Annotated in this window: 19 protein-coding genes; 5 read left to right on the top strand and 14 right to left on the bottom strand. The window is 68.6% G+C overall.

Annotated elements, in window-relative coordinates; translation table 11 throughout:
* Positions 1–287 precede the first annotated feature (287 nt).
* From JUB11_RS15420 to JUB11_RS15405, 4 genes are all read right to left on the bottom strand, one after another.
* Positions 288–1,133, bottom strand: coding sequence for a MoxR family ATPase (locus tag JUB11_RS15420; RefSeq protein ID WP_207459454.1), 846 nt, complete (start codon positions 1,131–1,133; stop codon positions 288–290).
* A gap of 25 nt (positions 1,134–1,158) precedes the next feature.
* Positions 1,159–3,825 (bottom strand): alanine--tRNA ligase, encoded by a 2,667-nt coding sequence (alaS, locus tag JUB11_RS15415; RefSeq protein ID WP_207459453.1) that lies wholly within the window; start codon positions 3,823–3,825, stop codon positions 1,159–1,161.
* 204 nt (positions 3,826–4,029) lie between these two features.
* A complete protein-coding gene (locus JUB11_RS15410; RefSeq protein WP_207459452.1) occupies positions 4,030–4,389 on the bottom strand; it encodes a HigA family addiction module antitoxin in 360 nt (119 codons plus the stop codon).
* Between the two features lie 10 nt (positions 4,390–4,399).
* Positions 4,400–4,681 (bottom strand): type II toxin-antitoxin system RelE/ParE family toxin, encoded by a 282-nt coding sequence (locus tag JUB11_RS15405; RefSeq protein ID WP_207459451.1) that lies wholly within the window; start codon positions 4,679–4,681, stop codon positions 4,400–4,402.
* A 192-nt stretch (positions 4,682–4,873) separates the two neighbouring features.
* Here JUB11_RS15405 and JUB11_RS15400 point away from each other — a divergent pair, with 192 nt between their 5' ends.
* Positions 4,874–5,308 carry a DUF29 family protein gene (locus tag JUB11_RS15400; protein ID WP_207459535.1) on the top strand — a complete coding sequence of 145 codons (435 nt, stop codon included), beginning with the start codon at positions 4,874–4,876 and terminating at the stop codon, positions 5,306–5,308.
* A gap of 18 nt (positions 5,309–5,326) precedes the next feature.
* On the opposite strand, the gene JUB11_RS15395 is transcribed toward JUB11_RS15400, so the two are convergent.
* Both JUB11_RS15395 and JUB11_RS15390 read right to left on the bottom strand, forming a co-directional pair.
* Positions 5,327–6,667 carry a type II toxin-antitoxin system HipA family toxin gene (locus tag JUB11_RS15395; protein WP_207459450.1) on the bottom strand — a complete coding sequence of 447 codons (1,341 nt, stop codon included), beginning with the start codon at positions 6,665–6,667 and terminating at the stop codon, positions 5,327–5,329.
* The gene (locus JUB11_RS15390; RefSeq protein WP_207459449.1) at positions 6,667–6,918 is read right to left on the bottom strand and encodes a helix-turn-helix domain-containing protein; all 252 of its coding nucleotides are present in this window, start codon (positions 6,916–6,918) and stop codon (positions 6,667–6,669) included. The genes JUB11_RS15395 and JUB11_RS15390 overlap by 1 nt, the downstream gene beginning before the upstream one ends.
* 263 nt (positions 6,919–7,181) lie before the next feature.
* On the opposite strand from JUB11_RS15390, the gene JUB11_RS15385 reads away from it, so the two are divergent.
* The 3 genes from JUB11_RS15385 to JUB11_RS15375 all read left to right on the top strand — a co-directional run bounded on the left by JUB11_RS15385 (position 7,182) and on the right by JUB11_RS15375 (position 12,167).
* Positions 7,182–9,062, top strand: coding sequence for a DEAD/DEAH box helicase family protein (locus JUB11_RS15385; RefSeq protein WP_207459448.1), 1,881 nt, complete (start codon positions 7,182–7,184; stop codon positions 9,060–9,062).
* Between the two features lie 16 nt (positions 9,063–9,078).
* On the top strand, positions 9,079–10,209 hold the full coding sequence (locus JUB11_RS15380) for a sulfotransferase (protein ID WP_207459447.1): 1,131 nt from the start codon (positions 9,079–9,081) through the stop codon (positions 10,207–10,209).
* Positions 10,210–10,373: 164 nt separating this feature from the next.
* On the top strand, positions 10,374–12,167 hold the full coding sequence (locus tag JUB11_RS15375; RefSeq protein ID WP_207459446.1) for a multicopper oxidase domain-containing protein: 1,794 nt from the start codon (positions 10,374–10,376) through the stop codon (positions 12,165–12,167).
* A 114-nt stretch (positions 12,168–12,281) separates the two neighbouring features.
* Here JUB11_RS15375 and recA read toward each other — a convergent pair whose 3' ends face one another.
* The 8 genes from recA to flgB all read right to left on the bottom strand — a co-directional run bounded on the left by recA (position 12,282) and on the right by flgB (position 19,691).
* Positions 12,282–13,361: a recombinase RecA gene (recA, locus tag JUB11_RS15370; RefSeq protein ID WP_207459445.1), complete on the bottom strand. Its 1,080-nt coding sequence runs from the start codon at positions 13,359–13,361 to the stop codon at positions 12,282–12,284.
* Between the two features lie 272 nt (positions 13,362–13,633).
* The gene (locus JUB11_RS15365; RefSeq protein ID WP_348771436.1) at positions 13,634–16,165 is read right to left on the bottom strand and encodes a PAS domain S-box protein; all 2,532 of its coding nucleotides are present in this window, start codon (positions 16,163–16,165) and stop codon (positions 13,634–13,636) included.
* A gap of 64 nt (positions 16,166–16,229) precedes the next feature.
* Positions 16,230–17,309 (bottom strand): flagellar biosynthesis protein FlhB, encoded by a 1,080-nt coding sequence (flhB, locus tag JUB11_RS15360; RefSeq protein ID WP_207459444.1) that lies wholly within the window; start codon positions 17,307–17,309, stop codon positions 16,230–16,232.
* Positions 17,310–17,324: 15 nt separating this feature from the next.
* Positions 17,325–18,095: a flagellar biosynthetic protein FliR gene (gene fliR, locus JUB11_RS15355; RefSeq protein WP_207459443.1), complete on the bottom strand. Its 771-nt coding sequence runs from the start codon at positions 18,093–18,095 to the stop codon at positions 17,325–17,327.
* A 52-nt stretch (positions 18,096–18,147) separates the two neighbouring features.
* Positions 18,148–18,450 (bottom strand): flagellar biosynthetic protein FliQ, encoded by a 303-nt coding sequence (locus tag JUB11_RS15350; RefSeq protein WP_207459442.1) that lies wholly within the window; start codon positions 18,448–18,450, stop codon positions 18,148–18,150.
* A gap of 42 nt (positions 18,451–18,492) precedes the next feature.
* Positions 18,493–18,792: a flagellar hook-basal body complex protein FliE gene (gene fliE, locus JUB11_RS15345; RefSeq protein ID WP_207459441.1), complete on the bottom strand. Its 300-nt coding sequence runs from the start codon at positions 18,790–18,792 to the stop codon at positions 18,493–18,495.
* A gap of 56 nt (positions 18,793–18,848) precedes the next feature.
* A complete protein-coding gene (gene flgC, locus JUB11_RS15340) occupies positions 18,849–19,259 on the bottom strand; it encodes a flagellar basal body rod protein FlgC (RefSeq protein WP_207459440.1) in 411 nt (136 codons plus the stop codon).
* A 24-nt stretch (positions 19,260–19,283) separates the two neighbouring features.
* Entirely contained in the window at positions 19,284–19,691 is a 408-nt protein-coding gene (gene flgB / locus JUB11_RS15335) for a flagellar basal body rod protein FlgB (protein ID WP_207459439.1), read from the bottom strand.
* Between the two features lie 223 nt (positions 19,692–19,914).
* On the opposite strand from flgB, the gene JUB11_RS15330 reads away from it, so the two are divergent.
* Positions 19,915–20,472 (top strand): copper chaperone PCu(A)C, encoded by a 558-nt coding sequence (locus JUB11_RS15330; RefSeq protein ID WP_207459438.1) that lies wholly within the window; start codon positions 19,915–19,917, stop codon positions 20,470–20,472.
* The last annotated feature ends 177 nt before the right edge of the window (positions 20,473–20,649 follow it).

Below are 20,649 nucleotides of genomic sequence, written 5' to 3'. Positions count from 1 at the left end.
CCGGTCCGCCTCAGCGGACCGGGCTGATCATTCGCGCGAGAATCCCGAAACGCTCCGCCGGCAAGGCGGCGATCCGAAGGGCATCGAAAATGCAAAAAGCCGGATTGGCGGTTCCGGCAGACCCAATGTGCAGCGACACGCCACACCTCATCCCAGATTCGAAGCAGGACCAGGAATCTCCGGCGCTCGTCAGAGCGCCGGGGCGGTCATTCGCATTCGAAGGGTCGGGACGGTCTTCATGATGGGCACAGGGTTACCCTACCCCCGGTGCCACGGTCAAGCCCGCATCAGCGCCCGTCGCGCCGGGCGGTGAAGGCCAGACGTTCGAGCAGATGGACATCCTGCTCGTTCTTCAGCAGGGCTCCGCAGAGCGGCGGGATCAGCCGGCGGGGATCCTTGGCGCGCAGGGTCTCCGGATCGACGTCCTCGACCATCAGAAGCTTGATCCAGTCCAGCAGCTCCGAGGTGGAGGGCTTCTTCTTCAGGCCCGACACGTCGCGCAGGTCGTAGAAGAGTGCCATCGCCTCGCGCAGCAGGTCCGCCTTCAGGCCGGGGTAGTGCACCTCGACGATGCGCTCCATCGTCTCCCGGTCGGGGAAGCGGATGTAGTGGAAGAAGCAGCGGCGCAGGAAAGCGTCCGGCAGCTCCTTCTCGTTGTTGGAGGTGATGACGACGATGGGCCGGCGTTTCGCCTTGATCGTCTGCTTGGTCTCGTAGACATGGAATTCCATCCGGTCGATCTCCAGCAGGAGGTCGTTGGGGAACTCGATGTCGGCCTTGTCGATCTCGTCGATCAGCAGCACGGGCGGCTTCGGCGCCTCGAAGGCTTCCCAGAGCTTGCCGCGCACGATGTAGTTGGAGATGTCGTGGACGCGGGCCTCGCCGAGCTGGCTGTCGCGCAGCCGGCTGACCGCGTCATACTCGTAGAGGCCCTGCTGCGCCTCGGTGGTGGACTTCACGTGCCACTGGATCAGCGGCCGGTTCAGGGCGCGGGCGATCTCCACCGCCAGCACGGTCTTGCCGGTGCCGGGCTCCCCCTTCACGAGAAGGGGGCGCTCCAGCGTGATGGCGGCGTTGACCGCCACCATCAGGTCCTCGGTGGCGACGTAGCTGTCCGTTCCGGTGAAGCGCATGCCTCGTCCCTTCCCCTTGGCGGCCTCAGCCGGCCTTCGCGGCAACCGCCTTTTCGATGGCCTCGACCGCAGCCGGGGCGAGGCTGGCGTCCGGACCGCCGGCCTGGGCCATGTCCGGACGGCCGCCGCCGCCCTTCCCGCCCATGGCCTCGGCGCCGACGCGGACAAGGTCCACGGCGCTGAAGCTGGCGGTGCGGTCCTCCGTCACCGCGACGACGAGGGAGGCCTTGCCCTCGTTCGCCGCGATCAGCACCACGATGCCGGATCCGATCTGCTTCTTCAGCTCGTCGGCCATGGGCTTCAGGTCCTTGGCCGACAGGCCTTCCATGACGCGGGCGACGAAGGTGACGCCGCCGATGTCCTTGGTCTCGCCGCCGCCATGGCCGGGACCGCCGCCGCCCAGCGCCACCTGGCGGCGCAGCTCGGCCAGTTCGCGCTCCATCCGGCGGCGCTCCTCGACCAGGACCGCGACGCGGGCCGGGACCTCCTCGGGCCGGACCTTCAGGGCCGAGGCCGTCTCGGCCAGCAGATGGTCGCGGCCGGACAGCCAGGCCTTGGCGCCCGTGCCGGTCAGCGCCTCGATGCGGCGCACGCCGGCGGCCGACGCGCTCTCCGACACGATCTTCATCAGCCCGATGTCACCGGTGCGGCGGACATGGGTGCCGCCGCACAGCTCGACCGAGAACTCCTTGTTGGCGTGCGCGTCGCGCCCGCCCATGGAGACGACGCGGACCTCGTCGCCGTATTTCTCGCCGAAGAGCGCCATGGCGCCCTGCTCCTTCGCCTCGTCCGGCGACATCAGGCGGGTCACCACTTCGCTGTTGGCGAGGATGCGGCGGTTGACCTCGTCCTCCACCGCGGCGATGTCCTCGGCCGTCAGGCCGGTGGGCTGGCTGATGTCGAAGCGCAGGCGGTCGGGGGCGACCAGCGAGCCCTTCTGGGTGACATGCTCGCCCAGCCGGCGGCGCAAGGCCTCGTGCAGGAGATGGGTGGCGGAGTGGTTGGCGCGGATGGCCGAGCGGCGCTCCGTGTCCACGCGCAGCTCCACCACGTCGTCGACCTTCAGCGTGCCCTTGATGACCGTGCCGACATGGGCCCAGACGGCGCCCAGCTTCTTCTGCGTGTCGGAGACGGTGAATTCCGCCCCGCCAGCCGAGAGGATCACGCCGGTGTCGCCGACCTGGCCGCCCGACTCGCCGTAGAAGGGCGTCTGGTTCACGACGACCAGCACCTGGTCGCCCGTCGCGGCCTCGGTCACGCGCCCGTCGCCCTTGACGATGGCGGTCACCTTGCCCTCCGCCACCTCGGCGTCGTAGCCCAGGAACTCGGTGGCGCCCAGCTCGTCGCGCAGCTCGTACCACAGCTTCTCGGTCGCGGCCTCGCCCGAGCCGGCCCAGGACTCGCGCGCCTTGCGGCGCTGCTCGTTCATGGCGGCGGTGAAGCCGTCCTCGTCCACCGTGCGGTTGCGGCCGCGCAGCACGTCCTGCGTCAGGTCGAGCGGGAAGCCGAAGGTGTCGTAGAGCTTGAAGGCGACCTCGCCCGGCAAGGGCTGGTCGGCGCCAAGCCTCGTCAGCTCGTCCTCCAGCAGGCCCAGGCCGCGCTCCAGCGTCTGCTTGAAGCGGGTCTCCTCCAGCTTCAGCGTCTCCACGATCAGGGCGCGGGCGCGGCCTAGCTCCGGATAGGCATCGCCCATCTGCTGGATCAGGGCCGGCACCAGGCGGTGCATCAGCGGCTCGCGCGCGCCGATCATGTGGGCGTGGCGCATGGCGCGGCGCATGATCCGGCGCAGCACGTAGCCACGCCCCTCGTTCGAGGGCAGCACGCCGTCGGCGATCAGGAAGGAGCAGGAACGCAGATGGTCGGCGATGACCCGGTGCGAGACGGCGTGCGGGCCGTCCGGATCGGTCTTGGTCGCCTCGGCCGAGGCGAGGATCAGCGCCCGCATCAGGTCGATGTCGTAGTTGTCGTGCTTGCCCTGCAGCACCGCCGCCAGACGCTCCAGCCCCATGCCGGTGTCGATGGACGGCTTGGGCAGCGGGATCAGGTCGCCCGGCCCGCGCTGCTCGAACTGCATGAAGACGAGGTTCCAGATCTCGATGAAGCGGTCGCCGTCCTGGTCGGCCGAGCCCGGAGGTCCGCCCGCGATGCTCGGGCCGTGGTCGAAGAAGATCTCGGAGCAGGGGCCGCAGGGGCCGGTGTCGCCCATGCGCCAGAAATTGTCGTCCGTCGGGATGCGGATGATGCGGTCGTCCGACAGGCCGGCGATCTTGCGCCACAGCCCGGCGGCGTCCTCGTCCGAGGTGTGGACCGTGACCAGCAGCTTCTCCGCGGGGAGCCCGTATTCCTTCGTGATGAGGTTCCAGGCGAACTCGATCGCGTCCGGCTTGAAATAGTCGCCGAAGGAGAAGTTGCCGAGCATCTCGAAGAAGGTGTGGTGGCGCGCCGTGTAGCCGACATTGTCCAGGTCGTTGTGCTTGCCGCCCGCGCGCACGCATTTCTGCGAGGTCACCGCCCGCGAATAGGGCCGCGTTTCCGCGCCCGTGAAGACATTCTTGAACTGCACCATGCCGGCGTTGGTGAACATCAGCGTGGGATCGTTGCGCGGCACCAGCGGCGACGATTCCACCACCCGGTGGCCGTTCTTGCCGAAATAGTCCAGAAACGTGCGGCGGATATCGTTGGCGGTCTGCATAGGGCTGTCCAAGGCTCCGGAACTCAGGGCTCGGCCAGACGCGACCGAACGGCTGCTTTTAACGTGACTCGGCCAGCCTGTCCACAGCACGCCACCCGGACGGGTTGTCCGAAGGGGTTTGCGCTTTCGGAGTGAGGATTTGGCGTGGAAACGGGGCGGATGCTGGCGTCGCGCAGGAGCACGTGACTTTAAATCATGGGCCGGTCACGCGGCGCGCGGCCGCACCTCCTCCTCGATCCGGCGCCCGGCGGCCCGGCGGGCGACCTCCAGGTCGTACCGGCTCTGGAGGTTCAGCCAACTCTGCGCGTCGGTCCCGAAATAGCGCGCCAGCCGCAAGGCCGTGTCCGCGGTGATGGACCGCCGGCCGAGCACGATGTCGTTGAGGCGCGAACGCTCCACGCCCAGGTTCCGGGCCAGCTGGTAGACGCTGAGCCCGAGCGGCTCGATCCAGTCGTGGCGCAGGATGGCGCCCGGATGGATCGGATCGAGAGGGGCTGTGCCCTGTTCGGCCACATCGCTGAAATCGACGCGGCCGGCTTCGACGTCCTGGCGGCGGATGCTCATCGAAACCTCCTCAATGGTAATCGCAGAACTCGACATCGTAGGCGTCGCCATCGGCCCACCGGAAGCAGATGCGCCACTGCCCGTTTACGCGAATGCTGTGCTGTCCGGCACGCCTGCCCTTCAGGAGTTCAAGATGGTTCGCGGGCGGCACCCGCAGGAAGTCGAGCCCCGTCGCCGCGTCAATCTGCTGGAGCTTCGCCCCGGCACGCCGAACCACGTCCGCCGGGATGCCCTTGGTGACGATCCCGGAGAAGATGGCGGCAGTCCGCTTGTCGGCGAAGGTCTTGATCACGCTGTATCGTGGCGTGCCGCTAGCGTAGCGTCAAGCGGTACGTCGCGCTATTCGGTACGAATCCATTCCGAAGGCCGGGTCCTCGTAGACGGGAGCCCGACGTTGAACAAGGACCTCTCAACGCGCATTATTCCTTGCCGGAGGAGACGATCATGACGCTCTACGACACGGACTTCTTCGCCTGGACACAGGATCAGGCCGGGCGGCTCCGGCGCTTGGCGGCGCAACATCGACCTGGACCTCGATAACCTCGTCGAGGAGATCGAGGGCCTGGGGAACGAGCAGCGGCACGCCGTTCAGACCGCTCTCCTGCGGACCGTCGAACATCTGCTGAGACTGCAACATTCGCTCAACGACGAGCCACGCCGCAGGTGGCGGAGGGCCGTTCTGAACCAGCGCGTCGAGCTGCAATCCCGGCTGGAGATGAACCCCAGCCTGAAACAGCCCGAGCATCTTGAAGACATGCTCGCCGATGCCTGGACGCTTGGCCGGCGCTTGGCCCGCGCTGGCCTCATGGATGAAGACGAGCTGGACGCCGCGGAGACGATCCCCGTCAATTGTCCTTACACGGTCGATCAGATCCTCGATCTCGACTGGTGGCCGCCGGAGCCCGAGGGGAAGCGGTGAGGATCCGGAACGGGCGTCTTAGTCTCCGGGCACGGCATCCCGAGCCCCGTCCTCATCCAGCTCCATGATGCGCAGGCGCGAGCGCATTCCGCCGACGACCGCTTCCGCAAGCGCCTCCGGAAAGCCGGGGGGAAGAGTGCCGAGAACCTGGTCGATGGCTTTCGGGGCGCTGACGATCACGTTTTGCAGGATTTCCTCGACCATCGCGGCGGGCAGGTTGCCAAGGGATGCGGTCTGGCGGAAGTGGCGCGGAGCGATCCGTTCGATCCCGTAATGGCGCTTGGCGCCGACGGCCATGGACAGCTTGTACCGGTTGCGTGGGATTTGACCCGCATCGACGTTGGGCTGCACCGACATCACGTCATAGAGCGGAGTCAGGCGGAACCGGCCGCCGGAGCCCAGGAACAGGCTGAAGTTCTTCGCGTGCCCGTCCGTCGCGCCCAGCAGCCAGAAGACCAGTTGGGTTTTCAGGAACCGCTTGCGGTCTCCCTCCGGTTCGTCGCTCGCGCCAAGCTGGTTGAGAATCCGAACGATGCGGGGACCGCCGTCGGCCTCGTACTTCGCGGCTGGGTGGACCGCGAACACCTGGCAGAAATCCTCCTGGGGCACGCGCAGCAGACGCCCATCCCTTGTCCGACGCCGGTCGAACCGCTCGACCACGAGCACCTTACGGTCCTCGAACATGGCGATCTCCGCCGCAGCGCTCGGCAGCCCCATGGCCTCGGCGAGGCGAAGGCAGAGATACTCGTTCTCGACGCTTGCCGACAGGTCCAGCCCGTCGCTCCGCACCCCGAGGGACGGTTTGAGTATGTGCGTCGTCGCGGTCGTGCCATGCGGGATCAGCCAGCGTCCCTCGTGGCGCAGAAGTGCGGTCTTTTCCTGAACACCGGCAAGGGAGATGCGGAACCCCTCCTCGTGGCCGGCACCAAGCGGAGCTTGCGCGAGGTTGCGCAGCATCCCGGCGATCTCGGCTTCGTCCACGGCGCGCCCCTCCACGGCGCCCGCAGGACCGGGCTCCGATCCGTCGGGGAGAAACTGGAGCGCGCCGACGCAATCCCGTCCGATCCGCGCGAGAAGGCTGTAGGCGTCGTCCCCTTCCGCACCCGAGCGCGCGGCCACAAGCCGGCGGATCGCGCCGTTGTCGGGAAGCAGGTTGTCGAGGACGGCGATGACCGGCGCGCCGATGTGGCGCCGGTCGTCCAACGGCAAGGACAGGGAGACCGGGATGGCGTGTTCCCAGCCCAGCCAGCCCTCGTCGTACCGGAAGTCGATGGCACCGCTCGCCTGGCGGCGCAGGCGCCCCACGAGCCGCCCGTTGAGCAGCAGGTTGAGGGATGCGGCCGCGCCGGAGCGCGGCATCAGAACAGATCCTCGATGTCCGCGGGGTCAGCCTTCGTCCTTGGCCGGATCACCAGTTCCAGGTCGAGCGCTGCCAGGACATCCGCGAGCGTTTGCAGGCGGGCTTCCGGATTGCCGCCTTCCAGCTTGGAAACCGTGGCCTGCTGCAAGCGGGCCATCGCGCCAAGGTCGGCTTGGCGGAGCGAGCGTTCCGTCCGGAACCGGCGCAAAGCGTTCCCGATCTGCTGAGGACTGCGTGCGATGAGGTCCATGGGACCTGCCCTTCTTCTGTCCATACGGAAAGTCGATCTCTCGGCGAGCTATGCGCGAGCGCGCATAAAGAGACTTTATACGCGATTGCATATAGGAACAAGAGATGTGCGGTCGCACATACGAAGCCGTACTGCACACAAGAGTAACCCGCCCGCGACCTTGCCCGCCGTATGGGGTATCTATACCTACGATTGAATCCGTGCCTTGAGGACTCACCGGCGCGTAGTCTGCCCGTTCCTTCGCGGCTGGGTGGGACGGGCGGATGCGGCGGTTGCGGACGCACCAGCGTTTGGTTTCGGACATCGCGCGGGCCATCGCCGACGGGCAGACCGACCTGCGCGACGTGCTGGCGGCGGTCACGCCGGGCGGGGGGAAGAGCCTGCTGCCGGTGATCATGGCGGCGGAGCTGATCCGTGCCGGCCGCATCGACCGGGTCTGCTGGATCGTCCCCCGCGACAGCCTGCGGCTCCAGGCGGAGGAGGCCTTCGTGGACCCGCTGTGGCGCGAGGCGCTGGGGCACGGCGTCGCCCTGCGGGCGGCGGAGAACGGGCGCGACCTGTGCCGGGGTATGCAGGGCTACATCACGACCTACCAGGCCATCGCGGCGGCGCCGGACCTGCACCTTCAGGAGTTCCAGCGGCACCGCTACCTCGTCGCCATCGACGAGCTGCACCATCTGCCCGCCGGGGCCGAGGGGGAGAACGGCGGCCCCGCCGAGGAGGAGACGAGCTGGAGCCGCGCCATCCTGCCCCTGCTGGACTGCGCCGAGGTGCGGCTGCTGATGAGCGGCACGCTGGAGCGGGCGGACGGCAAGCCGATCCTCTGGCTGCCCTACCGCCCGGCGCGGGGCGTCCGCAAGGTCCGGGAAATCGACTTCAAGGCGCCGGGCTGGGCCATCGTCGGCTATTCGCGCCGGCAGGCGCTGGCGGAGAAGGCCATCCTGCCCGTGACCTTCGGGGCGATGGACGGCACGGCCAGCTGGCTCGACGCCGCGCGCCGGGAACAGGCGGTGGACGCGCTGTCGCAGGCGGGCGAGCGGATGCGCCCGGCCCTCTTCACGGCACTGCGCACGGGCTTCGCCACGGCGATGCTGCGCGAGGCCTACCGCGCCTGCCGCGACCACCGCGCCCGCCGCCGCGCCGAGCTGAAGGCGGCGGACGCCGACGCCAAGGGGCTGGGCAAGCTGCTGGTCATCGCCCCGGACCAGACCACGGCGCGCCAGTATCTCGACACCCTGCGCGGCTGGATGCCCGGCGCGCAGGCGGAACGGGCCGTGCGGCTGGCCATCTCCGAGCACAAGGACGCGCAGGAGACCGTCGCCGCCTTCCGCATGCGCGCCGAGCCGGCCGTCCTCGTCTCGGTCGCCATGGCCTACGAGGGCATGGACTGCCCGGCGATCAGCCATGTCGCCTGCCTCACCCACATCCGCTCGCGCCCCTGGCTGGAACAGGCCATCGCGCGCGCCACGCGGGTCGATCCGCACGCCGGCGACTACGAGCGCCAGTCCGCGGTGGTCTATCACCCCTGCGACCCGCTGTTCGAGCAGTTCCGGCGCATGATCGAGACCCAGCAGGGCACGCGCGCCATGATCCGCGCCCGGCGCAACCAGCATGAGCTGCCCTTCGAACCGGCGGACGGGCAGGAACGCGAACCGGAGATCGTGCCCCTGGAGTCCAACGCCACGGCGCTGAGCTTCTCCCAGGTTGCGCCGGGGCCGGACTTCGGCGCGCCGGCCCAGGACGCCGACCGGCGGCAGGCGCCCGCGCAAGGCGACCTGCCGCTCACGCCGAGTGCGGTCGAGCACCATCTGCGCCAGCGGATCGGCCAGATGGTCGCGGCCCAGGTGATCGAGGACGAGGACAACAACCTCGTGACGACCGGGCCGGTCGGCTATCACGCCTACAACGCCGTCCTGAAGCGGGTTCTCGGCAAGGCGCGCTCGGAGATGACGCTCGCCGAGCTGGAGGCCGCCGGCGGCTGGCTGGAGCGCAACCGGATCTCCGACCATCTCCATCTGTTGGAAGAGGATCCCCAGTACCGCTGGTCCAGCCGGCGGGCGCGCCCGGGGCGTCCGCCGCGCCCGGCCCCGTCCGGTCCGCCGGCGCCCTGGCGCGGCCGTCCAGCACCACCGCGGCGAACCTGAAACAGGGCAGGAGCCCATGAAGACCTGGCTGCGCCGCCGCGCCCACCGCATCTTCCACCCGCTGGCGGGCGCCGACCCGGCCACGCTGGCCGCCGTGCTGCGCGAGGGCGGCGGCGTGGCGCCGCTCCAGCTGCACCGCGTGGCGACGGCCCTGGGGAGCGCCGCGATCCGCACCCCCTTCGACCTGCTGGAGCGGCGGGCGGTGGGGCGCGAGGCCGGCAAGGGGCCGGAGGCTGGCGCCACGCCGCCGCTCTTCATCCTCGGCCATTGGCGCAGCGGCACCACCCATCTGCTGAACGTGCTGAGCCAGGATCCCCGCTTCGCCGCCCCGACGCCGCTCGACGTCGGGCTGCCCTGGAGCGTCCTCGGCCTCAGCCTGTTCTGGCGCACGCGTCTGGAGGACTGGCTGCCGCCGGACCGCATCATCGACCGCATGCCGGTCACCCCCGACGCCCCGCAGGAGGACGAGCTGGCGCTCGCCCTGATGCAGCCGCTGTCCTACTATCACGGCATCTTCTTCCCCAAGCGCCTGGAGCCGGCCTTCCGCCAGGGGGTGCTGTTCGAGGACTGCGCGCCCGAGGCGCTGGAACGCTGGCGCCGCTGCCTCGCCCTTTTCCTGGCGAAGCTGGAACTCAGGCACGGCGGGCGGCGCCTGCTGGTGAAGAACCCCGCCCACACGGCCAAGGTCGCGCATCTGCGCGCCCTGTGGCCGGACGCCGCCTTCGTCCACATCCACCGCGACCCCTATGAGGTCTACGCCTCCACCGGCCGCATGCTGCGCACGCTCTTGCGGGAGTTCGCCCTCCAGCGCCACGACCCGGCGGCGGTGGACGGGCTGGTGCTCGACCTCTACCCGCGCATGATGGAGCGCTTCGACCGGGACACGGCCGGGCTGCCGCCCGACCGCTTCGCGGAGATCCGTTACGAAGACTTCACCGCCGACCCGCTCGGCCAGCTTGAATCCCTGTATGACCGCCTGCGGCTGGGATCCTTCGCCGAGGCGCGCCCGGCCTTCGAGAGCTATCTGGACGGGCTCCGCGGCTACCGGCGGCGCCATCACGCCGGGACGGCGGATGCCGCACCGGACGTGCTGGCGCGCTGGGGCTTCGCCTTCGACCGCTGGGCTTACCCGCGCCGGGGAGCCTGATTACGGGAACGCCGAGGGTGGCATTTCCCCATCTTCTTTCCCGAAAGGGAAGCCATAGCCGCAGGATTGCTTCCCAGCGCTTGCAAGCCTACTTGGGCAAACCCTTTCCAAGAGTGATTATCTTGATATGCTCTTCCTTCGGATTACTCCTTGGGGGGTTGGGCATGTCGGGTTCTGATCTGTCTCGCGTGGATGTGTCGCGCCGTTCGGTTCTGCTCGGCAGCACCGCGCTGGTGGCCGCCGCGGCGGTGCCGCCGGCCATGGCGCAGGGGCATGCGCACGCCCCGCATCCGGGCGCGCTTGGCAGCCTCATGCGGTCGCCGGGCGAACGTCCGGCGGCGGTTCGGGCACCCACACAGGCACCCACGGCGGCCCTCACCGCGCACGGCTTCCCCCAACCCCTGAGCATCCCCCTGGCCGCGGGTGGGCCGCCGTCCACGCTGACCATGAAACCGGGCAGCTTCACCATCGGCGACCGCGACGCGAAGAACCTGCGGGTTTACGAGGGAGCCCCCTTCGGCCCGACGCTGCGCATGGGGCAGACGGGGACCTACCAGGTCACGGTGGTCAACCGGCTCGGCCTCAACCCCGACCAGGCGGCGCCGCACATCATCAACATTCCCAGCCAGTTCAACACGACCAACCTGCACACCCATGGCCTGCACGTGTCGCCGAACGGCGTGAGCGACAACGTCTACATCGAGATCCTGCCGGAAGGCACCGCCGAATCCTACGCGCAGGGCCCCGACAGCTATGTCGGCAGCCTGACCTACCGCTATGAGCTGACCGATCACACGCCGGGCACCTTCTGGTACCACCCCCATCGGCACGGGTCCGTCGCGGTCCAGGTGGCGAGCGGCGCGGCCGGCGCCCTGGTCATCGACGGCGGGCCGGGCACGATCGACGCGGTGCCGGAGATCGCCGCCGCCGCCGAACGGGTCATGCTGTTGCAGCAGGTGGCCCTCACGCCGGACGGCACCCTGCCCGACTTCGACGCGCTCTGGAGCGGCACGGCCAAAGCGGATTGGAGCCTCAACGGCACCGTCAACGCGACCATGCCGATGCAGCCGGGCGAGGTGCAGCGCTGGCGCTTCGTGAACACGGGCTTCGCGAGCCTGGCGAAGGTCCAGCTTACCGCCGCCGACGGATCGGCCGTCCCGCTCCAGCTCATCGCGGTGGACGGTGTCAATTTCACGAAGCCGGCGACGGTGCAGGCGGTCTACCTCGTCCCCGGCGGCCGCGCGGACGTGCTGGTGAAGGCTCCGGACAAGGCGCAGGCCCTGACCCTGCTGGTGGGCGGCTACGTCGACATCGCCGCCGGATTCGAGATCGGCGGGAGGATGGTGGAATCGCCTTTCGACAGCAATGGCAGCACCGTCCTGCTGACGGTGAAGGTGTCCGGCGATCCGAAGCCGATGCCGCTTCCGGCGGGACCGTTTCCCGCTCCCATCGTGCCCGACGTCTTGTCGCAGAAGCCATCGGCGCAACGCTATCTTGAGTTCACGGTCGCCCAAGTGCCCGAACAGGCCCCGCCGGGAACCGGGAACCAGTTTCCCTCCTACCGTCCGGACGCCTGCCCGTCGTTCAAGTTCTACGTCAATGGCGAGCTGTTCTGCCCCGGCCGCGTGATGTTCCAGCCGCGGATCGACACGGTGGAGGAATGGCAGGTCTTCAGCCCCGGCCCCGACAGCATCAATTTCGCCCACATCTTCCACATTCACGTCAATCCGTTCCTCGTGACGGAAGTGGAGGGCCAGTCCTTGAGCACCCCGCAATGGCGGGACACGATGATCGCCGGCGCCAAGGGCTACAAGGCCCTGACCAAATACACGGAATTTGCCGGCACCTTCCCGATCCACTGCCACATCCTGGAGCATGAGGACATCGGCATGATGACGAACGTGTCGGTCATCGATCCGAAGAACCCCACGGGCCAGAAGCACGCCGGCCACCATTGAGGCATCGTCGGTGCCCGGCCGCGCCGCCGCGGTACGGGCGCTGAAAACGGCCACGAAAAAAGCCCCTCTCCGCGAGGAGAGGGGCTTTCGTCGTTCAGGACCTGATTTGAAGGATCACTCCGGCGTGGCGGCTTCGCCGTCGGCTTCCGGGGTGCCCATCATGGCGTCGGCGACGAGGCCGGCGTTGCCGCGGATCTTGGCCTCGATGGCGTCGGCCACCTCGCTGTTGGTCCGCAGATAGGTCTTGGCGTTCTCGCGGCCCTGGCCGATGCGGGTGCCGTCGTAGCTGAACCAGGCGCCGGACTTCTCCACCACCCCGGCCTGCACGCCGAGGTCGAGCAGTTCGCCGACCTTGGACACGCCCTCGCCGTACATGATGTCGAACTCGACCACGCGGAACGGCGGGGCCATCTTGTTCTTCACCACCTTCACGCGGGTCTGGTTGCCCACCACCGTCTCGCGGTCCTTGATGGCGCCTATGCGGCGGATGTCCAGGCGGATGGAGGCGTAGAACTTCAGCGCGTTGCCGCCGGTCGTCGTCTCCGGGTTGCCGAACATCACGCCGATCTTCAGGCGGATCTGGTTGATGAAGATCACCAGGCAGTTCGACTTGGAGATGGAGCCGGTCAGCTTGCGCAGCGCCTGGCTCATCAGGCGGGCGTGCAGGCCGACGTGGCTGTCGCCCATCTCGCCTTCCAGCTCGGCGCGCGGCACGAGGGCGGCGACGGAGTCGACCACCAGCACGTCCACGGCACCGGAGCGCACCAGCGTGTCGGCGATCTCGAGCGCCTGCTCGCCGGCGTCGGGCTGCGAGATCAGCAGCTCGTCGATGTTCACGCCGAGCTTGCGGGCGTAGGACGGGTCCAGCGCGTGCTCCGCGTCCACGAAGGCGCAGGTGCCGCCGGCCTTCTGGGCCTGGGCGATGGCGTGCAGCGCCAGCGTGGTCTTGCCCGAGCTTTCCGGCCCGTAGATCTCGATGATGCGGCCGCGCGGCAGGCCGCCGATGCCCAACGCGATGTCCAGGCCGAGCGAGCCGGTGGAGACCACCTCGGTCTCGACCGACGTGTCCCGGGCACCGAGCTTCATGATCGAGCCCTTGCCGAAAGCGCGCTCGATCTGGCTCAGCGCGGCATCCAAGGCCTTCTGCTTATCCATGGAATCCTTCTCGACCAAACGAAGCTGTGCGGACGACATGCCCGGCCCCCCTTCTTAGACCACAGGGTCTGTTCTCTTGCAACGGGGCACATCGTACCAGTTTTGTTCTCCTCCGCCAAGGGAAAACGTTCTCGTGATGTTCTCCTCTTCCGGAACGGAAACAGGAACTCCCTCCCCCTTCGAAAAAGGCGGAAAAAGGCCCTGGAACGCCCGGTTTCCCGCTTGCGCGGGAGCGGCGGAGGAAACGGTGGATTGAGGGTTTGCAGGGGTTGCCGGCCCCTCTCCGGGGCCGGCCCTTATATGGGGAGCCGTCAGGCTCCGCGCATCACTTCTTTCACCTTCGAGGCGAGCTGCTTCAGCGAAAAGGGCTTGGGCAGGAAATGCGCCACCTCGACGCCGTCGATCTCGCCCAACCGGTCCTCGGCGTAACCGGAAATGAAGATCACCTTCATGTCCGGACGCTTCTCGCGGACGTGGCGGGCCAGCGTCGGGCCGTCCATCTGCGGCATCACCACGTCGGTGATCAGCAGGTCCACCCCGTCCCCGTCCGGGCCGAGCTGCTGGAGCGCCGCCTCGCCGTTGCGGGCCTCCAGCACATGGTAGCCCTTGTTGCGCAAGGCGCGGGCGGAGAAGACGCGGACGGCGTCCTCGTCCTCCACCAGCATGATGGTGCCGGAACCCGTGAGATCGCTGCCCCGGCGCTCCCGCGGCTCGGCCTCGACCGGCTTGGGCTGGCCCTGGTGGCGCGGCAGCAGGATGGTGAACTTCGCCCCTTCCCCCGGCTCGGAATCGACGAAGACGAAACCACCGGTCTGCCGCACGATGCCATAGACGGTGGAAAGGCCCAGGCCGGTGCCCGCCCCCACCTCCTTGGTGGAGAAGAAGGGCTCGAAGATGCGCTGGAGGTTCTCCTTGGGGATGCCGGTGCCGGTGTCGATGACCTCCACCAGGACATAGTCGCCGGGGGGAACCGTTTCATGCTCACGGCGCTCGGCGCGCTCGACCTTGTGGTTGGAGGTGACGATGGTCAGCCGCCCGCCGCCGGGCATGGCGTCGCGCGCGTTGACCACGAGGTTGATGATCACCTGCTCCAGCTGGTTCTGGTCCACCTTGACGAGGCCGAGGTCCCGGCCATGGATCATCTTCAGCTCGATGTTCTCGCCGATCAGCCGGCGCATCAGGCTCGCCAGTTCGGCCAGCACGTCGGTGACGCTGATGATGCGCGGCTGGAGGGTCTGCTGGCGCGAGAAGGCCAGGAGCTGACGGACGAGGTTCGCCGCCCGGTTGGCATTCTGCTTGATCTGCATGATGTCGCTGAAGGACTGGTCGCCCGGCTTGTGCCGCAGCAGCAGCAGGTCGCAGAAGCCGATCATCGCCGTCAGCAGGTTGTTGAAGTCGTGCGCCACGCCGCCGGCGAGCTGGCCCACCGCCTGCATCTTCTGCGACTGGGCGAACTGCGCCTCCAGGCTCTTGCGCTCGGTCAGGTCGATGAAGTGCAGGATCAGCCCGGCCCCGCCCTCGGCACCCACGGCGTTGAGCCGGCGCGCGTAGAGCTGGGCCATCAGCTCCCGGCCGACCGACAGGCGGACCTCCAGCGGCGCCGCCGGGTCGGCGCCGCCGAGCACGGCCTGCAGCCGCTCGGCCACCATGGCGCGCTCGTCGGGCACGATCAGGTCGGCCATCGGGCGGCCGGCCACCGCGGCGGAGTTGCAGCCGATCAGCGTCGCGAAGGCCTCGTTGCACTCGACCACATGCCCGGACTCGTTCACCTGGGCGATGCCGATGGGGGCTTCCTCGAAGAAGCGCTGGAAGCGCTGCTCGGAGATGTGCAGCGCCTTCCGCCACTCATGCTCCGGCGTCAGGTCGCGGACGACGGAGCGGGTGTGCACCGCTCCCCCCTGCTCGGCCCGCACCACCGTCTGCGCGACCGACGCCTCGAACACGCTGCCGTCGAGCCGGCGCATGGTCACCTCGCCGCGCTGGTCGGTGCCGCCGCCCTCCATCAGGTCGTAGGGGGCCGCACCCGCCGGCGGGTGGGCCAGCACGTCGTGCAGGAAGCGGTCGCCCTCCATCAGCTCGTAGGGCGAGGCTCCGAGCCAGCCGGCCAGGGTGGCGTTGGCGAAGACGAAGCGCCCGTCCTCGTCCACCGAGAAGAAGCCGACCGGGGCATGGTCCATGAAGTCCACGAGCTTGGCCTGCTCGCGGTTCATCACCATTTCCAGCTCGCGCCGGGCGGTGATGTCCTCGACCCGCCAGTGGACGGCGCCGGGGAAGCCGGCGATGGGCATGGCGCGGACGCGCCGCCACTCCGGCGGGCGGTCGCCGCGCGGGACCATCAGCTCCGCCGTCGCCGACCTTCCGGCCCGCACCCGTTCGTGCAGGTGCCGGAACTCGGCGAGGCTGTCGGGATCGCCCGCGAACTGCCGCTCCAGCGTGTCGAGCGCCGAGGCGCCCTCGACCCAGCCCGTGAGTTCCCGGAAGGCGGCGTTGACGAAGGCCGGCTGCTCGCCGCCGTCGCAGACGAGCTGCCCGGCGCTCAAGCCCTCCAGCGCGCCGGTCAGCAACGCGCCCGACCGGTTCACCCGGCGGTGCATGGCGATGAGCCGGACCGCCAGCCCCACCGCCCCGACGGTGGCGGCGAGCCCGCCCGCCCAGGCGACCGCCTCCTGGTCCAGCAGCAGCCCGGCGGCGACCAGGGCGAGGCCGGCCGGCAGCAGGAGCCCCAGCCCGAACAGGGCGAGCGTCCCGCCCGGCCCGCCGTCGGCGAAGCCGCCCACCGGACCGCCCACGGAACCGGCGCGGGAGCGGGCACGGCCGATGTCGTTGAATGAGGTTTCGTCCACCGGAACTCCCAAAAGCGCTTCACCGCCTCGGCGTTCCGGCCGGCCCCGACGGGCCGCTTGCCCCTCAGGTCCGAACCGGACGCCGCTTCAGCTTGAAAACATAGGTAATCACTTCCGCGACCGCACGATAATGTTCGGACGGCACCTCGTCGTCGATATCGCAGGTGGCGTATAGCGCACGGGCGAGAGGCGGGTTCTCGACGATGGGAATGTCGTTTTCCGTCGCCACCTCGCGGATCTTCAACGCCACGGCGTCCACGCCCATCGCCAGCACGACCGGGGCCGCCATCGTGTCGGGGTCGTATTTCAGCGCCACGGCGTAGTGGGTCGGGTTGGTGACCACCACGTCGGCACCCGGCACCGCCGCCATCATGCGGGTGCGGGCGCGCTCCATGCGGATCTGGCGGATGCGCCCCTTGACCTGGGGATCGCCTTCGGACTGCTTGTGCTCGTCCTTCACCTCCTGCTTGGTCATCCGCATCTTCTGGCTGTAGGTGTGGCGCTGCCAGAAGACGTCCGCCCCCACGATCACCGTCAGGATCGCCAGCACCCCGGCGAGCAGGCGGTAGGTCAGGTCCTCCATCTCCAGCACGAGCCGCATGAGGTCCAGCCCGATGAAATGCTCGACCGAATGCATCATCGGCTGGAGCGCCAGGTAGCTGACGATCCCCACCACGGCGATCTTGGCGATGCCCTTCAGCAGCTCCACGCCCTGCGTGCTCGGCTTGAACATGTTCTGGAGCCCGGCCAGCGGATTGAGCTTCTCGAACTTCGGCACGAGCAGCTGCCAGGACATGTGCCAGCCCGTCTGCACGATCGAGCTCATCACCGCGGCCATGAAGAACAGCAGCATGGGCAGCCACAGCGTCCAGAAGATGTCGTAGGCCACGCGCCGCAGCACGGCCCCCACGCCCGCCCGGTCCATGGGAAGCTCGTTGAACTGCTCCAGGTAGAAGTGCAGGCGCTGCGCCAGCCCCGTCATGGTCCCCGGGATCACCGACACCAGAAGGACCAGCATGATCGCGACCGCGAGCCAGTTCGCGACCTCGCGGCTGGTCGGGAACTGGCCCTGCTTGTGGGCCTCGTCCAGCTTCTTCTGTGTCGGTTCTTCTGTTTTTGATGTCTCATCCGCATCTTCGGACAAGGCCGGACCCTCCCGTCAGATGGGTTTGAGGAATTCCACGAAGGCGGATTCGAAATGGCCGAGCCAGAAGGCCATCATCGCGCCCAGCGTCAGCGCGAACAGCAGCAGCCCCAGCGCCACCTGGAGCGAGTTGAACAGGAAGAAGATCTGGATCTGCGGCGCCATCTTGCTCAAGAGGCCGAGCGCCAGCGCGAACAGCATGCCGGTGATGAGGAAGGGTGCCGACATCTGCACGCCGATCAGGAAGCTGCGCGCCACGAGCTGGCCGATGGCGTTCGCCATGTCGTCCACCGGCAGCGGCGCGCCGGGCACGAACATCGCGTAGCTGTCCACCACCGCCAGGATCAGCAGGTGGTGCATGTTCGTGATGAAGATCAGCAGCAGCCCGAGCCAGCCCATCAGCGCGCCCGGCAGGGACCCCTGGCTCGCCAGCGCCGGGTTGAAGACCTGGGCGTTGGCGAGGCCGGCCTGCACGCCGATCACCGCACCCGCCACCTCCAGCGCGCTCATCAGCAGCCGGGCCACCGTGCCGAGGAACAGCCCGACCGTGATCTCCCCCGCCAGCAGCACGGCGAGGCGGAACACTTGGTCCGGCATGGGGGGAAGCTGCCCCGCCAGCACCGGCGCCACCAGCACGCTGACCACCAGCGAGAAGAGCAGGCGCGCGCGCGCCGGCACGAAGGCATCGCCGATCGTCGGCATCACCATGAAGGCGCTGCCCACCCGCATGAAGACGAGCAGCCAGACGAAGATCTGCTCGCCCAGGAGCTGCTGGAGGGCGTTCATCCGCGAAGGGGCATGGCTGGGGCGAAGGGCGGCGTCTGGCGGGCGGCGGGCGTCAGCCGCCGGCCCCGGGGCTGCCGGGCGAGGCGGCGCCGATGGCGACGATGCGGTCGGCGACCTCGCGCTGGAAGAACTCCGTCATCTCGCCCAGCATGAAGGGCATCAGCAGGATCGACAGGCCGAAGGTGAGCAGCAGCTTCGGCACCATGGACAGGGTCTGCTCGTTGATCTGGGTGACGGCCTGGAAGACCGAGATCACCGTGCCGACCAGCATCATGATGACCAGGATCGGCCCCATCACGATGCAGAGCGTGACGATGGTCGTCCGGCAGATCTCGATGACGTCGGTCTCGGTCATGGCTGTTGGTTCAGGGCTGGGATGTCTGGTCCGGGCGCGCCGTCAGATCGGCATGCGCAGGATTTCCTGGTAGGCGCTCAGCACCTTGTCGCGGACGCTGGTCACGGTCTGCAGCGTGACCTCGGCGTTGGTCACGGCCTGCACCACGTCGGTCAGGTCGGCCTGGCCGACGGCGGCGAGGCCGGTCATCTTCTCGCCCTTCTGCATGGTGCCGATGGCGTCCTTGGCCGCGTCCTGCAGGACCTCGCCGAAGGACAGGCCCTCGCGCGGCGCCATGCCGCTTCCCGCGGTCTTGGCGGCCGTGTTGGCGTAGGCGGCGGCGGCGTTGATGGCGTTGACCATGGGATCGGCTCCCTTTCCTTGGAGGCGTGTCGCGTGCGGGTGCGGGTGTGCGGGCGTCAGGTGCGCAGGATGTCGATGGTGCGCATCAGCATCTGGCGCGAGCTGTCGATGACGTTGAGGTTCGCCTCGTAGCTGCGCTGCGCCTCGCGCATGTCCATCGCCTCGACGAGCGAGTTGACGTTCGGCAGCAGCACGTAGCCGTCGGCGTCGGCCGAGGGGTGCGAGGGGTCGTAGCGCCGCTCGAAATCCTTCTTGTCCAGGTCCACCTTGGCGACCCGGACGGTGTCCACCTGCATCTGGCGGTCCATCATGTTCTGGAACACGACGACCTTGCGGCGGTACGGCAGGTCGCCCGGAGTCTCCGCGGTCGAGTTGGCGTTCGCGAGGTTTTCCGCGATCACCTTCAGCCGGGTGCCCTGCGCCTTCATGCCGGCGGCCGAAACCGCCATCGCCTTGTAGAGATCCATGGCCGTGCCCTCTCCTTAGCGCCCTCAGCCGCCGCCGCTGCGGATGGCGGTCCTGATCATGTTGACCTGCTTCTTGTACAGGTTCGTGATGGTCTGATAGTCCATCGTGGTCTGGCTGACCTTCAGCATCTGCTCTTCGAGCACGACGTTGTTGCCGTCGGGCGCGGTCTCGTACGGGTTGCGGACCCGCTGCTCCTTGTCCATACCGCCGGGGCCGCGCGTGCCCTGGAGGTGGGCGACGTTGGTCGCCGCCGGCTGGATGCGCCGTCCGTCCGACAGGGCGTCGCGGAAGGAGAAGGGCTTCAGGTCCCTGCCCTTGAACTCCGGCGTGTCCGCGTTGGCGATGTTCTGCGACAGCACCTCCTGGCGCTGCGTCAGCCATCCCATCTTGCGCGACATCAGCTTGAAAAGGCCGAGGTTGCCGAGGTCCATGGGCCCTGTCCCGGATTGCGGCCCCGCGCGAAGGCACGGCGGCACGGAGAAACCAGCCCTCATGTTCCGCCGTCTTCCTTAATGAAGGATGAATCCCGCCCGACGGGACGGCTCTGGACGCCCTCCAGCGCCGTGATAAGGTGCGGCCACCGGAAGCGCGGCCAATCCCCCTCACACCGGGGAACCGCGCCCTCCGCCAGACCACAAGCCGAGGCCGACCCCCATGACGACCCGCCGCAACGCCGCCCGCAGCGCCATCCTCGCCGCCGCCCTCCTCCTGCCGCTGTCCGCCGGAACGGCCGCCGCCGCCGGGACGGTCGCGGTGACGGAGGCCTGGGCGCGGGCGGGCACCGCCTCGGCACCGACGGGCGCCGCCTACGTCACGCTGAAGAACTCCGGAAGCGAGGCGGACCGCCTCCTCGGCGCCTCCAGCCCGGTCGCCGAGCGGGCGGAGTTGCACACCCACAGCATGGACAAGGGCGTGATGGTCATGCAGGCCGTCCCGGCCATCGACATCCCGGCGGGCGGCTCCGTCACGCTGCGCCCCGGCGGCACCCACGTGATGCTGATCGGCATGAAGCAGGCGCTGACCGTCGGCAGCCGCTTCCCCCTGACGCTGACCTTCGAGAAGGCCGGCGCCGTCACGGCCGAGGTCTCCGTGGAACGCGCGGGCGCCATGGGACCGGCCGGCGCCACAGCACCGCATGACGGGCACCAGGGCGGTCATGGCGGCGGACATCAGGGCGGCCATGAGGGCGGCGGCCACGCCCATCCCCAGTAAAGGGCTTCTTTTGGGGAATGGAGGCGGACGGCGCAATCCGCTCCCCACATCCAATGCCATGGTAAGTTCAACGGATCCAACCACTTAGCCGTCACCCCCGCGAAAGCGGGGGTCCAGGACGTTTCCACAGCATTCGTTCTGCGGACTCCTGGATCCCCGCTTTCGCGGGGATGACGG

Origin of the sequence: Azospirillum sp. SYSU D00513 (genome assembly GCF_017356015.1) — a bacterium.
GTDB lineage: Bacteria > Pseudomonadota > Alphaproteobacteria > Azospirillales > Azospirillaceae > Azospirillum.
This window is presented reverse-complemented; position numbering and strand designations above follow the sequence as displayed.

Bases quoted from the DNA above. Each gene is read 5' to 3' on its own strand.
- JUB11_RS15395 (WP_207459450.1), bottom strand. From the start codon at position 6,667: ATGCCGCGCTCCGGCGCGGCCGCATCCCTCAACCTGCTGCTCAACGGG.
- fliR (WP_207459443.1), bottom strand. From the start codon at position 18,095: ATGAACGCCCTCCAGCAGCTCCTGGGCGAGCAGATCTTCGTCTGGCTG.
- recA (WP_207459445.1), bottom strand. From the start codon at position 13,361: ATGTCGTCCGCACAGCTTCGTTTGGTCGAGAAGGATTCCATGGATAAG.
- JUB11_RS15420 (WP_207459454.1), bottom strand. From the start codon at position 1,133: ATGCGCTTCACCGGAACGGACAGCTACGTCGCCACCGAGGACCTGATG.
- JUB11_RS15410 (WP_207459452.1), bottom strand. From the start codon at position 4,389: ATGAGCATCCGCCGCCAGGACGTCGAAGCCGGCCGCGTCGATTTCAGC.
- flgC (WP_207459440.1), bottom strand. From the start codon at position 19,259: ATGGATCTCTACAAGGCGATGGCGGTTTCGGCCGCCGGCATGAAGGCG.
- alaS (WP_207459453.1), bottom strand. From the start codon at position 3,825: ATGCAGACCGCCAACGATATCCGCCGCACGTTTCTGGACTATTTCGGC.
- fliE (WP_207459441.1), bottom strand. From the start codon at position 18,792: ATGGTCAACGCCATCAACGCCGCCGCCGCCTACGCCAACACGGCCGCC.
- JUB11_RS15385 (WP_207459448.1), top strand. From the start codon at position 7,182: ATGCGGCGGTTGCGGACGCACCAGCGTTTGGTTTCGGACATCGCGCGG.
- flgB (WP_207459439.1), bottom strand. From the start codon at position 19,691: ATGGACCTCGGCAACCTCGGCCTTTTCAAGCTGATGTCGCGCAAGATG.
- JUB11_RS15380 (WP_207459447.1), top strand. From the start codon at position 9,079: ATGAAGACCTGGCTGCGCCGCCGCGCCCACCGCATCTTCCACCCGCTG.
- JUB11_RS15375 (WP_207459446.1), top strand. From the start codon at position 10,374: ATGTCGGGTTCTGATCTGTCTCGCGTGGATGTGTCGCGCCGTTCGGTT.
- JUB11_RS15350 (WP_207459442.1), bottom strand. From the start codon at position 18,450: ATGACCGAGACCGACGTCATCGAGATCTGCCGGACGACCATCGTCACG.
- JUB11_RS15330 (WP_207459438.1), top strand. From the start codon at position 19,915: ATGACGACCCGCCGCAACGCCGCCCGCAGCGCCATCCTCGCCGCCGCC.
- JUB11_RS15390 (WP_207459449.1), bottom strand. From the start codon at position 6,918: ATGGACCTCATCGCACGCAGTCCTCAGCAGATCGGGAACGCTTTGCGC.